Below are 13,708 nucleotides of genomic sequence, written 5' to 3'. Positions count from 1 at the left end.
TCGTACGCTCACGGACGCGGGTTGCCGGTGCCGCTGGACGGCACGCCCGGCAGCGGGTCGGTCTGGGTCACCGGGGGCAGCGGCTGGCCGGTGCCGCCCGCCGGGTCGGCGTAGCTGGTGGTGCCGCCGTTGTCCGGGTAGGCCGTGCCGGAGTAGCCCGGGGTCGGGTCGAGGTAGCCGCCGTTCGGCACCGCGCGCTGCACGGGCGGCGTCGGGATGACCGCGGTACGGTCCGGGTCGGCGTAGCCGCCGCCGTACAGGCCGTGGCTGCCGGTCTGGTCGTCGCCGGCGGAGGTGATGCCCTTGGTCAGCCGGCCGGCGAGCACGCCCAGCAGGGCCGCCCCGACCAGGAAGGTGCCCGGGTTGCGGCGGGCGTAGGTCTTGACCTCGTTGAGCAGGTCACCCGGCTCGCGCTCCTCCAGCCAGCCGGCCACGCCGTGCACCCGGTCGGCCGCCTGGTGGGCCAGCTCGGTCACCGGACCGCCCGCGCCGCCGTTCTGCGCCATCGAGCGCATCTCGTCGGCCAGCGAGCGGAGCCCGCCGGCCGCCCGGCGCTGCTGCGCGCCCGTCTGGCTGGCGAGCTGGTTGCGGGCCTCGCCGTAGAGGTTGCGGGCCTGCCGCTTGGTCTCGTCGACCACCTCGCGACCCTGCTCCTTGGCGGTCTGCGCGACCGCGCCACCCGCGTTGGCGGCCTCGGCGCCGACCTGGCGGGCCTGGTCGCGGACGCCACCGCCGTTGCTGTGCTCGCTCTCGTAGGTGGAGGACGAGGATGACAGATCGTAAGTCATGGTTTTCCTTCCGCTCGGCACTTGTGCGGCTCTGCGCTCGGGGGATCGCCGACCGTCACATCGGCGCAAACTTTGACTACCCCCGGTCGTCGGGTCCATGCCTGAATCGCCATTTCTCTACGGTCCGTGTCCTGATGGCTACAGAATGGAGGATCGTCCGGCTGCGACCGGCAGCTGCTGCGTGGAGGTGACATCGATGGCACGAGACGCGCGCGGGCGTGGCACGGCCGGGCCGAAACCCCGGATCCAGCTGGTCGCGCTCGTGGTGGCCGTGATCTTCCTGCTGCTCGGGGTGCTCGGCTTCGTCCCGGGCGTCACCACCGGGTACGGCGACCTGGCCTTCGCCGGTCACCACTCGCAGGCGAAGCTGCTCGGCCTGGTCCAGGTGTCGATCCTGCACAACCTGCTGCACCTGCTCTTCGGACTGGCCGGGCTGGTGCTGGCCCGCCAGGTCGGCGGCGCCCGGCTGTTCCTGGTCGGCGGGGGTGCCGCCTACCTGGGCCTCTGGATGTACGGTTTCCTGCTCGACCGGGACGCCGTGGCCAACTTCATCCCGCTCAACGGCGCCGCCAACTGGCTGCACCTGGGGCTCGGCTTCGGCATGCTCGCCCTCGGGCTGCTGCTCTCCAACGACGCGGGGACCGGCGGCCGGCTGGACAACCCGATCGACCGCCCCTGAGCCACGGCGCCCGGAGCGCCCGGCGTGTCCGAGTTTGATCCTTGCCGGATCCGGGCACCGAAGCGTCAGGCACAGGGACGAGGAGGTCGCGATGCCACGGTGGATCAGGAACAACGCGCTGAGCATCACCATGCTGGGCGCCTTCTTCGTCTTCCTGTCGCTGCAGAGCGTCTTCGGGTGGCAGACCCACAACGAGGAGCTCGCCGAGTACGGCGCCCAGCCGATCGGCTGGCCGGCGTACCTGGGCACGGGGCACTTCGCCGAGTCCGTCTTCGAGAACTGGGAGTCGGAGTTCCTCCAGATGGGCGGCTACGTGCTGCTCACCGCGTACCTGGTGCAGCGGGGGTCGGCCGAGTCGAAGCCGGAGGGCCAGACCGACCGCCCGGAGGACGACGAGCGCCGGGCCGGGCCGGACTCACCCTGGCCCGCCCGGGTCGGCGGGCTGCCGCTGGTGGTCTACCGCAACAGCCTCTCGCTGGCCCTGCTGCTGATCTTCGCCGGCTCGTTCGTCGGTCACCTGCTCGGCGGCGTGGCCCAGTACAACGAGGAGCAGGCGCTGCAGAGCGGTGCCGCCCCGATCAGCGCCTGGCAGTTCCTCGGCACCAGCGACTTCTGGTTCCAGTCCATGCAGAACTGGCAGAGCGAGTTCCTGGCCGTCGGCGCGCTGATCCTGCTGAGCATCGTCCTGCGCCAGCACGCGTCGCCGGAGTCGAAGCCGGTCACCGTGGAGCACGCCCAGACCGGCGCCTGACCCACCCTCAGGCGGCGACCGGCAGGTGCTTGGCGAAGCAGACGCTGTACGGGTTGTCCACGTACTCGCCGTAGACCGGGATCGGCTCGTACCCGCACGAGGTGTAGAGCCCGATCGCCGCCGGCAGGTAGACCCCGGTCTCCAGGCAGACCACCGAGTGACCCCGCTGGAAGGCCAACTCCTCCAGCGCGGTCAGCAACTGCCGGGCGATACCCCTGCCCCGGTACGCGGGACGGACGTACATCCGCTTGAGTTCCCCGGTGGCGGCGTCCAGCGACTGGACCCCGCCGCAGGCCACCGCCCGGCCGTCGACGACCACCGCGAGGTAGCGGATGTCGTCGTGCGTGACGGTGACCTGCCCGTCCAGTCCGCCGTCGGCCTCGCGCAGCTCACGCTGCTGGGCGACGACGAGGGCGTCGATCTCCGGGTCGGTGGAAGGACGGGACTCGATCAGCATCCGATCACGCTATGCCGGGTCGATTTCACGGAGGTTTCCGGCGAACGACCCGGACACGGACATGATCGAGCTATTCGAGGTCGTCGTCGTCCAGGTCGTCGGAGAGGTCCGCGTCCAGGCCGCCGGCCTCCAGCTCGTCGGCGGGGCGCTGCCGGCGCGCCTTGCGGGCGGCCAGCCGCTCCGCGGCCGAGGCCCGGGTCGACTTCTCCTCAAGCCGCACGTCCGTGCCCCGGTTGCCGGGTACGAAGTCGACGCCGGCGTAGAGGGTGGGCTGCCAGTCGAACTCCCGCTCGCCGATGCGCACCAGGTCGCCCGGCTTGGCGCCGACCTTGGCCAGCTTCTCCTCGACGCCGAGGCGGGCGAGCCGGTCGGCGAGGAAGCCGATCGCCTCGTCGTTGTCGAAGTTCGTCTGCCGGACCCAGCGCTCGGGCCGGACACCGCGCACCGTGAAGGAGCCGTCCTCCTCCACGTCGATGGTGAAGCCGGCGTCGTCCACCGCCTTCGGGCGGATGACGATCCGGGTCGGCTCGGCCGGCGGAGCCGCCTGGCGGCTCTGCTCGACCACCTCGGCCATCGCGAACATCAGCTCCTTGAGCCCCTCGCGGGTGGCCGTGGAGACCTCGAACACCCGGAAGCCGCGCGCCTCCAGGTCCGGCCGGACGATCTCGGCGAGATCCCGCCCGTCCGGTACGTCGATCTTGTTGAGGGCGACCAGCCGCGGCCGGTCGGCGAGGCCGCCGTACTGGGTGAGCTCGTCCTCGATGGCGTCGATGTCGGCGAGCGGGTCGCGGCCCGGCTCCAGCGTCGCGGTGTCGACCACGTGCACCAGCACGGCGCACCGCTCGACGTGGCGGAGGAACTCCAGCCCCAGCCCCCGGCCGGTGGCCGCGCCGGGGATCAGGCCCGGTACGTCGGCGACGGTGAAGGTGTGGTTGTCGACCCGGACCACGCCCAGGTTGGGCACCAGGGTGGTGAACGGGTAGTCGGCGATCTTCGGCTTGGCGGCGGAGATCACCGCGATCAGCGACGACTTGCCGGCGGACGGGAAGCCCACCAGACCGACGTCGGCGACGCTCTTGAGCTCCAGCACCACGTCCAGCCGGTCGCCCGGCTCGCCCAGCTCGGCGAAGCCGGGAGCCTTGCGCCGGGCGTTGGCCAGCGACGCGTTGCCGCGACCGCCGCGACCGCCCCGCGCCGCCTCGAAGGTGGTGCCCGCGCCGACCAGGTCGGCCAGCACCTCACCGTCGAGGGTCTGCACCACGGTGCCGTTCGGCACCTTGATCACCAGGTCGTGGCCGTTGGCGCCGTCCCGGTTCGAGCCGGCCCCGCCCTTGCCGTTCTCGGCCTTCAGGTGCGGGCGGAAGTGGAAGTCGAGCAGCGTGGTCACCTGCGGGTCGACCACCAGCGACACGCTGCCGCCGTGCCCGCCGTTGCCCCCGTCCGGGCCGCCGAACGGCTTGAACTTCTCCCGGTGGATCGAGGCACAGCCGTGCCCGCCGTCGCCGGCCTGCATGTGCAGGACGACCCGGTCAACGAACGTCGTCACGACGCCAATCCTTCCAGCGGGGTACGCCCCCGCGTGCGAAAAGACGAAGCGGGCCGGGACCCGAGGTCCACGGCCCGCAACGCCTGCGTATTACTGCTGCGGCACGATGCTGACGGTCTTGCGGCCGCGCTTGGTGCCGAACTGGACCGCACCGGCGGCCAGCGCGAAGAGCGTGTCGTCTCCGCCGCGGCCGACCAGGTCACCGGGGTGGAACTTGGTGCCACGCTGACGGATGAGGATCTCACCCGCGCTGACGACCTGACCACCGAAGCGCTTCACGCCGAGTCGCTGGGCCGCGGAGTCACGACCGTTACGCGAGCTGGACGCACCCTTTTTGTGAGCCATTGGAGGACGACCTACTTCCCGCTGGAGATGCCGGTCACCTTGACCTGGGTCAGCGGCTGGCGGTGACCCTGGCGCTTGTGGTAGCCGGTCTTGTTCTTGAACTTGTGGATCCGGATCTTCGGGCCCTTGGTGTGCGCGGCGATCTCGCCGGACACCGCGACCGAGGCAAGCTTCGCCGCGTCGGTCACCAGGTCGTCACCGTCGACGAGGAGCACCGCGGTGAGCTTCACCGCGTCGCCGGGGGCACCGGCGAGCTTCTCGACCTCGATCACGTCGCCCTCGGCGACCTTGTACTGCTTGCCGCCGGTCTTGACGATCGCGTACATCGGAGGCGGACTCCCTGTCGTTGAGGCTGCTGGCTGGTCGTTCCCACGGCGACTCGCCGGGTAGCAGTGACACCGGCGGCGCGGGCACGCGGGAACTCGGCACACCAAAGTGCGCCGCAGGCAAGCGTACGCCATGGACCGGGTGACACCCAAACCGGGCCCGCCGGTCAGCGCCCGCAGAGCTGGTCGAGGCGCTGCTGGAGGCGGTCGAGCTCGGTCTCGTCGATCGACTCGACGTCGGCGCCGAGCGTGCCGATCTCGGTGGCCAGGTCGGTGAGCAGGGTCTTCAACTGCGGGTCGGTGGCCTGGGCGGACTGCTCACGCAGCGCCGCCCGCCAGCTGGTCAGCGCCGACTCGGCCCGTTTCCGGGCGGTTTCCGCCCCGGTGCTGTCGTTCGCGCCGACTGCGGCGATCATCTTGCCCAGCTCCTCGACGTACGTCCGCACGGCCGCCGAGGAGGCCTGCTCGGCGGCGGCGCAGACCTGGGGCCCGTTGCCTCCCGCCGGGGCGACGCTGACCGGGGCGGACGGCAGCACGGTCGAGGTGGCGGACGGCCCGGTGGACGGGCCGGTGGCCGGGGCGGCCTCGTCGGACCGGCCGCCGGAGCAGCCGGAGCCGGTCAGCAGGACGGCGGTCACCAGGGTGGCGGCGAGCAGGCGGCGCATTGTCTTCTCCTAGCCGGGGGTGACCGATCGTAGCCGGGGCCGGAGAACGCGACAGGGCCCCTCCCGCCGGCACTGTTGCCGTCGAGAGGGGCCCCGCGAAACGTCGGGCTGGTCAGCCCGTCACGGGCGGGTCCGCCGACGGGGGCCGCCGCGGCGGGACCGGCGCCGGCCGGTGCCGCCCTCGCCGCTCTCCTCCTCGGTGTCGCCCAGCGCGTCCGGGTCGTCCACCCCGGCCAGCCGGGCCGACTCGCCCTCCAGGCTGTCGGCGACCGCCGGCGCGGCCGGCGTCTCCGTCTCGTACCGGGACAGGTCGTAGCCCATCGTGTCGTGGTACTCGGCCTCCGCCTCGGCCACCCGGTCCACGTCGGCGGCCTCGGTGGTCTCCACCACCGTGCGCTCCGGCGCGGCGGCGGCCTTGCGCGAGCGCCGCCGCGACGGCCCGCCGGTCTGCTCGGTCGCCGGGGCGGCGGCCACCGAGGAGGCGACCGCCTTGACCTTCTCCCCCGCGCCGGCGCCGGCACGCGGCTTCTCCGGCACCGGCTCGGTGTGGATGATCAGGCCGCGGCCCTTGCAGCACTCGCAGGTCTCGCTGAACGCCTCCAGCAGGCCCGCGCCGATCCGCTTGCGGGTCATCTGCACCAGGCCGAGCGAGGTGATCTCGGTGACCTGGTGCTTGGTCCGGTCCCGGCCGAGGCACTCGGTCAGCCGGCGCAGCACCAGCTCACGGTTCGACTCCAGCACCATGTCGATGAAGTCGATCACCACGATGCCGCCGAGGTCGCGCAGCCGGAGCTGGCGCACGATCTCCTCGGCCGCCTCCAGGTTGTTGCGGGTGACCGTCTCCTCCAGGTTGCCCCCGGAGCCGGTGTACTTGCCGGTGTTGACGTCGATGACGGTCATCGCCTCGGTGCGGTCGATGACCAGCGACCCGCCGGAGGGGAGGAAGACCTTCCGGTCCAGCCCCTTGATGATCTGTTCGTCGATCCGGTACTCGGCGAAGATGTCGGTGGTGCCGACGTGCCGGCGCAGCCGGGCGACCAGGTCGGGCGAGACGTGCGACAGGTACGACTCGACCATGTCGTACGACTGCTCGCCCTCGATGACCAGCTCGCGGAAGTCCTCGTTGAACAGGTCGCGGACCACCCGGATGACCAGGTCCGGCTCCTCGTAGAGCAGCACCGGGGCGCCACCCTCGGCCGCCTTGGCCTGGATGTCCTCCCACTGCGCCTGGAGCCGCTTGACGTCGCGGGCCAGCTCGTCCTCGCTGGCGCCCTCGGCGGCGGTCCGGACGATCACGCCGGCGCCGTCCGGCACCAGCTTCTTCAGCACGTCCCGCAGCCGCTTGCGCTCGTTGTCCGGCAGCTTCCGGCTGATCCCCGAGGCGTTGCCGTTCGGCACGTAGACCAGGTGCCGGCCGGAGAGCGCGATGTGGCTGGTCAGCCGCGCGCCCTTGTGCCCGATCGGGTCCTTGGTGACCTGCACCAGCACCGAGTCGCCGGAGCGCAGCGCCTGCTCGATCGAGCGGGCCCGCCCCTCCAGTCCGCTCACGTCCCAGTTGACCTCACCGGCGTACAGGACGGCGTTGCGGCCGCGCCCGACGTCGACGAAGGCCGCCTCCATGCTGGGCAGGACGTTCTGCACCTTGCCGAGGTAGACGTTGCCGGCCATGGTGCCGGAGGAGTTGCGGGTGACGTAGTGCTCGACCAGCACGCCGTCCTCCAGGACCGCGATCTGGGTGCGGTCGCCGCGCTGGCGTACCGCCATCACCCGGTCGACCGCCTCCCGGCGGGCCAGGAACTCCGACTCGCTGAGGATCGGCGGCCGGGTACGGCGCTGCTCGCGGCCGTCCCGACGGCGCTGGCGCTTGGCCTCCAGCCGGGTCGAGCCGGAGACGCCCTGCACCTCGTCGACGGCCTTGCGGGGCTCGCGGATCTTGACCACGGTGGGCACGCCGTCCTCGGCGCCCGCCTCGACGTCCCCGGCGCCCCGGCGGCGACGACGGCGCCGGCGGCGGGTCAGCCCGTCGCCCTCGCCCTCCTCTTCCTCCGGCTCCTCGGCCTCGCCGCCCTCGGCCTCGGCCTCGGCCTGGACGGCCTCCTCGGCCTCCTCCTCGTCGCTGTCCTCGGCGCCGCCCTTGCCGCGACCGCGGCCCCGGCGACCACGACGACGGCGACGGCGGGCCGCGGCGCTCTCGTCCTCGTCCTCTTCCTCGGCCTCGACGGCCTCCTCGGCCTCGCCGGTGGGCTCCTCCTCGACCTCGAGCACCTCGACCGGCTCGACCTCGCGGCGACCGCGGCGACGCCGGCGACCGGTCTCGGCCGGCTCCTCGACGGCCTCCTCGGCCGCCGCCGGGCCAGGCTCGACCACGCGGACGGCGGGCAGATCCTCGGGCAGCGGGGCCATGAACAGCACGGTGGGCGCGGAGAGCGCGGCCCGCCGACGACGGGTCCGCGGCTCCGGCGCGACCTCCGCCGGCTCGGCGCCGGCCACCGCGACACCGGGCGGGACCTCGCCGGCCCGGCTCTCGACGCCGGAGGCGGCGACGGCCGGCTCGGCGGCACCCGGCCGGGCCTCCTCGGTGGCGGCCTCGGCGGCCTCGGCGGCCTCGGCCTCGTCGACCGCGGTGGGCTCGGTGGGCGCCGCCGCCTCGACGGCGGGCTCCTCCTCCTCGACCGGCTCGACCACCGGCGCGGCCTCCACGGCGGGCGTGGGGGCCTCGGCCGGGATCTCGGCGGCCGGCTCGGCGGCCGCCGGGGCGGCGGCCTTCTTGCGCCGGGTACGGGTGACCTTCACCGGCGGGACGACCTCCGCCGAGTGATCCTCGGCGCCGGTGGCCACCTCCGGCTCCTCGGCGGCCTTGGCGGGCGTCGCCTTGCGCCGGCGACGGGTGGTCTTGGGCGGGGTGTCCAGTTCACCGGCGACCGGGGCCAGTACCTCGCCCTGGTGCGCCTCGTCGGTGGCGGACGCGGCGGTCGCCGACGCCTCGGCGGGCGCCTCGACCTGCTCCGGCTGGTTCAGCGGGGCCGCCTTGCGCCGGGTGGTGCGCCGGCGCTTCGGCGCGGCCTCGGCGGCGCTGTCGGTGGCGGCGCCCTCGGCGCTGGTGCTGTTGGTGGTGTCGGCGGTCTGGCCGGCCGGCTGTGCGCCGGTCCGTTCGCCGCCCTCGGGCTCGTTCTCGAGCATGGACGTTCTCCAGTTCTGGCCGCCCCGGGCGCGGGTGAGCGCTGCCACGCAGGGTTGCCGCAAAAGTGTTTCCGCCGGCGCGCGAGGTGCGCGACCGCCGAAGTCTGGCTGCCTAGAGCACCGACCGTCGGTCAGTGCTCACCGATGGTTGCCCCGTCGCGGTCCGCGTCCAACGGATCCACGATCGCACCCTGCGCGGTCAGCGTGCCCTGCGCCAGCCGGATCACCCTCGGCGAAACCGGCGGCACCAGGTCGGCCACCACGCGGAGGCCGGAAAGGACGTCATCGGGCCGTACGGACGGGGTGACCTGCCGCACGACCAGTTCGAGTATCGCACACGCGGAGCCCGGTACCCCGGAAGGCGTCTCCGCGGGCGGCACCACATCGATACGCATGACGGCGGCCCGGGCGTCGAAGGTGCGCCGGCCCTGCTTGGTCATCCGCTCGACCTGGATCTCGTCGGCAGCGGTGAAGGCGGCGACGGCGCGGTGCAGCGCGGCCGGCTCGACCTCGGGCAGCTCGATGCGCCAGTGCGAGGCCTCGATCCGGTCGGCCAGGCTGCCGCTCGCGGCGATCACCGCGTCCAGCACGTCCAGCCCCGGCGAGAGCGCCGCGTCCAGCGCGGCGCGCAGCTGCTCCGGGTCGACCGGCTCGCGCAGGCCGATCTCGAGGTACTCCGCCTCGCTCGCCACACCGGTGGGGGCCGCGCTGGCGTAGGAGATCTTGGGGTGCGGCGTGAAGCCCTGGGAGAAGGCGATCGGGACGCCGGCCCGGCGCAACGCGCGCTCGAAGGCCCGGGCGAAGTCCCGGTGCGAGGTGAACCGGAGCGGGCCGCGCTTGGCGTACCGGATCCGGACGCGCTGGACGACCGGCGCCTGCCCGCCCTCCGGCTGTGGTTTCCTGCTGATCGTCGTGCTCCTCGGTGTCAGGACCGGTCGGTCATGAAGGTGCCACGGATGCCGGTGACAATAACTTCATGATCGCCGGGGCGGGGCGGGTGGCGCGCCCACGCGCGGTGCACCCGCCCCGGTACGGTCACTGCTGGGCGCCGGTGGGGACCTTCAGGCCGTTGACCGGGGTGAGCGGGAGCAGCTTACGGCCGGTGGGGCCGATCTGGATCTCGGTGTCCATCGACGGGCAGACGCCGCAGTCGAAGCACGGGGTCCAGCGGCAGTCGTCCTGCTCGTACTCGGAGAGCGAGTCCTGCCAGTCCTGCCAGAGCCAGTCCTTGTCCAGGCCGGAGTCGAGGTGGTCCCAGGGCAGGACCTCCAGCTCGTCGCGCTCCCGGGTGGTGTACCAGTCGAGGTCCACGCCGAAGGTCGGCAGTGCCTCGGCGGCGGCGTCCACCCAGCGCTGGTACGAGAAGTGCTCGCTCCAGCCGTCGAACCGGCCGCCGTTCTCCCAGACCTTGCGGATCACCGCGCCGACCCGGCGGTCACCGCGGCTGAGCAGGCCCTCGATCAGCGACGGCTCACCGTCGTGGTAGCGGTAGCCGATCGCCCGGCCCAGCGAGCGATCCGAGTTGATCGCCTGCTTGAGGATCTTGAGTCGGTGGTCGATCACCTCGGGACGCTCCATCGGCGCCCACTGGAACGGGGTGTGCGGCTTCGGCACGAAGCCGCCGATGGAGACGGTGCAGCGGATGTCCTTGGAACCGGTGGCGGCCCGGCCGGCCTTGATGACCTCGTGCGCCATGTCGGCGATCTCGAGGACGTCGTCGTCCGTCTCGGTGGGCAGGCCGCACATGAAGTACAGCTTCACCTGCCGCCAGCCGTTGGTGTACGCGGTGACGACGGTGCGGATCAGGTCTTCCTTCGACACCATCTTGTTGATGACCTTGCGGATCCGCTCCGACCCGCCCTCCGGGGCGAAGGTCAGGCCGGTACGCCGGCCGTTGCGGGACAGCTCCTGGGCCAGGTCGATGTTGAACGCGTCCACCCGGGTCGACGGCAGCGACAGGGACACGTTGGTGCCCTCGTACTGCTGGGCGAGGCCGGAGCACATGTCGCCGATCTCGGAGTGGTCGGCGGAGGAGAGCGACAGCAGGCCCACCTCGTGGAAGCCGGAGAACTCCAGCCCGTCGCGGACCATCTGGCCGACGGTGGTGATCGAGCGCTCCCGCACCGGGCGGGTGATCATGCCGGCCTGGCAGAACCGGCAGCCCCGGGTGCAGCCCCGGAAGATCTCCACCGCGTACCGCTCGTGCACGGTCTCGGCGAGCGGCACGAGGGGCTTCTTCGGGTACGGCCAGGCGTCCAGGTCCATCGTCGTGCGCTTGTGCACCCGGAACGGCACGTCCGCCCGGTTCGGCACGATCCGCTGGATCCGGCCGTCGGGCAGGTAGTCCACGTCGTAGAAGCGCGGCACGTAGACGCTCTCGGTGCGGGCCAGCCGCAGCAGCAGCTCGTCGCGCCCGCCCGGGGAGCCCTCGGCCTTCCACTCCCGGACGATCGTGGTGATCTCCAGGACCGCCTCCTCGCCGTCACCCAGCACGGCGGCGTCGACGAAGTCGGCGATCGGTTCCGGGTTGAACGCGGCGTGCCCGCCGGCCAGGATCACCGGGTCGGCGTCGGTGCGGTCGGCGGCGAGCAGCGGGATGCCGGCCAGGTCGATCGCGGTGAGCAGGTTGGTGTAGCCCAGCTCGGTGGAGAACGACACGCCGAACACGTCGAAGTCGCGCACCGAGCGGTGCGCGTCGACGGTGAACTGCGGCACGCCGTGGGCGCGCATCAGCTTCTCCAGGTCCGGCCAGACCGCGTAGGTGCGCTCGGCGAGCACGTCGGGCAGCTCGTTGAGCACCTCGTAGAGGATCTGCACGCCCTGGTTGGGCAGGCCGACCTCGTACGCGTCGGGATACATCAGCGCCCAGCGCACGGTGGCCGCGTCCCAGTCCTTGACCACCGCGCCCAACTCGCCACCGACGTACTGGATGGGCTTGGTCACCTGGGGCAGCAGCGGCTCCAGCTGGGGCCAGACGGAATTGGCCGCGGCGGGGCGCGGCGTCGTGGACGGGGCACTCATGATGCCCAAGGGTACGCGCCCGTCAGCCGTCCACCGCGCCGCACCGTCCGCCACCCCCCGACGGAACCCACCCGCAGCGCACCCCCTGCCCCGGCCAGGTCAACACCCCCCGCGCCGGCTCCCCGCCGCCACCGCCCGATCCCCCAAGATCCAGTCGCATTCACCGAGACGACACGCCGTGCTCAGACTCGGAAAATGCGACCCGATCTTCGACCCCCCGCCGGAACGCCCAGCTCGGTCTGACCCGTTACGGCACCCTCACCGGGCGTCGCCCGAGGGCGACCGACGGTGGACGGGTTCGTCGCTGGTGGCATGCCGGTACTAACCTCGCAACCGGCGCGAGAGGAGATTGCCGCGATGCCGCAGCCGCAGCCGGGGGCGGACCGGCCGGCCGACGGGAGCCCCCCGGTCACCGACGTCGGCCGGGAGCCGGCCGTCGCCGAGGAGCCGGCCCCCTCGCCCGTACCCGCCGACGCCGGGCCCCGCACGGGCCCGGAGGGCACCCGTGAGCTGCCCGCCGGCCGGGCCGCCGACCCGGGCGACCCGGAGCGGACGGCGGCCGAGCCGGCCACCACGTCCCCGGACGAGCCCACCGCGCCGACCTCACCGGCCCCACCCGTCGAGGGCCGGACGTCCGACGCCCCGGAATCAGCCCCGGCCGACGCCGCCCCCACGGACGACGCACCTCCGCCCACCCGGATCGACACCGCACCGCCCACCGGGCTCGACACCCCTGCGCCCGGCGCCCCCGAGCCCACCCGGGTAAACACCGGCACGCCTGCGGCCCCGCACCCCACCCGAGTCGACACCGGTCCGCCGGCCGCCACCCCGGAGCCCACCCGGGTCGACACCCGTGCCCCCGCCACCCCGGAACCGACCCGGGTCGAGCCGGAGCCGCCCGCGCCGCGCTGGACCGGTTCGGCGGCGGTCCCGCCCCCGCCGCCCCGCCGCCGCGTCTGGGGCGAGTCGGCGGAGCCCACGCCCGTCCCGCCCACCCCGGTCGAGCTGCCCGAGCACCGCACCCCGGTGGACCCGTGGGCCGGCGCGGACACCGGCTCCTGGGAACTGGAGCACCACCACCATCTCCCCGCGCTCCCGCCGACCCTGCCCTACCCCGCGCCCCCGGTCACCCGGCCCTACGAGGCGACGCCGCCGGCCACCCGGCCCTACGAGGCCGCGCCGCTGCCGTCCCGCCCGTACCCGCCGCCCGCCACGCACCCGGTGTCGCCGCCGCCGGCCGCCCCGCCCCGGCCGGGACCGCCACCTCCCCCGCCGCCCGCGCCGGCCCCGCCACCGAAGCAGCGCCGGGGTCGCCGGCCGAAGGCGGTCGCCCCGCCACCGGGGTGGGAGGCGCCCCGCGGGTACGTCCCGGTGCCGGTCCGGCGTCGTCGGCGCTGGCCCTGGGTGCTGCTGCTGAGCCTGGTCTGCTGCTGCGGGTGCCCGGCCTGGTTCGGCAAGCCGATGTGGGAGCAGTACCCGGCCGACGCCGCGCTGCCCGGCCAGGTGGCCGACCTGACGCTGCGGCAGGACGCCGGCAGCCAGGCCACCGCCAAGCGGCTCAAGGCGGAGGTACGCGCGGCGAACCTGCTCTCCGAGGATGTCTTCGCCGGGGTCTACGGCACCGGCGACGGCAAGCGGGTCACCGTGTTCGGCGGCACCGGCTTCCGGTTCAACCCGGAGTCCGACGCGGATGACGAGATGACCCGGCTGACCGAGACCTACCGGCTCGCCGCCCCGCAGGCGGTCGAGACCGGGGTGCGCGGCCGGTACGAGCGGTGCGCCACCGGCCGGTCGGGCGGCGCCGACGTGGTGGTCTGCACCTCGGTCGACTACGGCAGCATCACCACCGCCGTCTTCACCCGGCTCTCCGTCGACGACAGCGCCCGCCTGCTGGACACCCTGCGGGAACAGATCGTCACGCCGGCGCCGGCGCAGCCCTGAGGTTCGCCG

At 73.4% G+C, this 13,708-nt stretch carries 12 protein-coding genes; 3 read left to right on the top strand and 9 right to left on the bottom strand.

All coding sequences use genetic code 11. From position 1 onward, the window contains the following. Positions 1 to 8 precede the first annotated feature (8 nt). Entirely contained in the window at positions 9 to 788 is a 780-nt protein-coding gene (locus ACTMS9_RS06625) for a hypothetical protein (protein WP_441164454.1), read from the bottom strand. A gap of 196 nt (positions 789 to 984) precedes the next feature. Between ACTMS9_RS06625 and ACTMS9_RS06620 the strand changes: the two genes are divergently transcribed. Together ACTMS9_RS06620 and ACTMS9_RS06615 are read left to right on the top strand one after the other, a co-directional pair. Beyond that, positions 985 to 1,467 carry a DUF4383 domain-containing protein gene (locus ACTMS9_RS06620; RefSeq protein ID WP_441164453.1) on the top strand — a complete coding sequence of 161 codons (483 nt, stop codon included), beginning with the start codon at positions 985 to 987 and terminating at the stop codon, positions 1,465 to 1,467. Positions 1,468 to 1,558: 91 nt separating this feature from the next. After that, complete coding sequence (locus ACTMS9_RS06615; RefSeq protein ID WP_441164452.1) at positions 1,559 to 2,218, top strand: DUF6766 family protein; 660 nt, start codon at positions 1,559 to 1,561, stop codon at positions 2,216 to 2,218. Between the two features lie 7 nt (positions 2,219 to 2,225). On the opposite strand, the gene ACTMS9_RS06610 is transcribed toward ACTMS9_RS06615, so the two are convergent. From ACTMS9_RS06610 to ACTMS9_RS06575, 8 genes are all read right to left on the bottom strand, one after another. Further along, positions 2,226 to 2,675, bottom strand: coding sequence for a GNAT family N-acetyltransferase (locus tag ACTMS9_RS06610; RefSeq protein WP_441145871.1), 450 nt, complete (start codon positions 2,673 to 2,675; stop codon positions 2,226 to 2,228). A 70-nt stretch (positions 2,676 to 2,745) separates the two neighbouring features. Beyond that, positions 2,746 to 4,221: a GTPase ObgE gene (gene obgE / locus ACTMS9_RS06605; protein ID WP_441145873.1), complete on the bottom strand. Its 1,476-nt coding sequence runs from the start codon at positions 4,219 to 4,221 to the stop codon at positions 2,746 to 2,748. Positions 4,222 to 4,311: 90 nt separating this feature from the next. Continuing rightward, entirely contained in the window at positions 4,312 to 4,566 is a 255-nt protein-coding gene (rpmA, locus tag ACTMS9_RS06600) for a 50S ribosomal protein L27 (RefSeq protein WP_088975624.1), read from the bottom strand. An 11-nt stretch (positions 4,567 to 4,577) separates the two neighbouring features. Continuing rightward, positions 4,578 to 4,892 carry a 50S ribosomal protein L21 gene (gene rplU, locus ACTMS9_RS06595; protein ID WP_088960746.1) on the bottom strand — a complete coding sequence of 105 codons (315 nt, stop codon included), beginning with the start codon at positions 4,890 to 4,892 and terminating at the stop codon, positions 4,578 to 4,580. Positions 4,893 to 5,059: 167 nt separating this feature from the next. Then, positions 5,060 to 5,557 carry a hypothetical protein gene (locus tag ACTMS9_RS06590; protein WP_441164451.1) on the bottom strand — a complete coding sequence of 166 codons (498 nt, stop codon included), beginning with the start codon at positions 5,555 to 5,557 and terminating at the stop codon, positions 5,060 to 5,062. Positions 5,558 to 5,677: 120 nt separating this feature from the next. After that, complete coding sequence (locus tag ACTMS9_RS06585) at positions 5,678 to 8,737, bottom strand: Rne/Rng family ribonuclease (protein ID WP_441164450.1); 3,060 nt, start codon at positions 8,735 to 8,737, stop codon at positions 5,678 to 5,680. Positions 8,738 to 8,868: 131 nt separating this feature from the next. Next, positions 8,869 to 9,588 (bottom strand): TIGR03936 family radical SAM-associated protein, encoded by a 720-nt coding sequence (locus ACTMS9_RS06580; RefSeq protein ID WP_441145950.1) that lies wholly within the window; start codon positions 9,586 to 9,588, stop codon positions 8,869 to 8,871. 184 nt (positions 9,589 to 9,772) lie between these two features. Further along, positions 9,773 to 11,758, bottom strand: coding sequence for a TIGR03960 family B12-binding radical SAM protein (locus tag ACTMS9_RS06575; RefSeq protein ID WP_441145880.1), 1,986 nt, complete (start codon positions 11,756 to 11,758; stop codon positions 9,773 to 9,775). Positions 11,759 to 12,115: 357 nt separating this feature from the next. On the opposite strand from ACTMS9_RS06575, the gene ACTMS9_RS06570 reads away from it, so the two are divergent. Next, positions 12,116 to 13,699, top strand: a complete 1,584-nt coding sequence (locus ACTMS9_RS06570) for a hypothetical protein (RefSeq protein ID WP_441164449.1) — start codon at positions 12,116 to 12,118, stop codon at positions 13,697 to 13,699. The last annotated feature ends 9 nt before the right edge of the window (positions 13,700 to 13,708 follow it).

Origin of the sequence: Micromonospora sp. L31 (assembly GCF_052068075.1) — a bacterium.
GTDB lineage: Bacteria > Actinomycetota > Actinomycetes > Mycobacteriales > Micromonosporaceae > Micromonospora > Micromonospora purpureochromogenes.
Note: the sequence above shows the minus strand (reverse complement) of the source record. Positions and strands in the feature narration are given on the sequence as shown.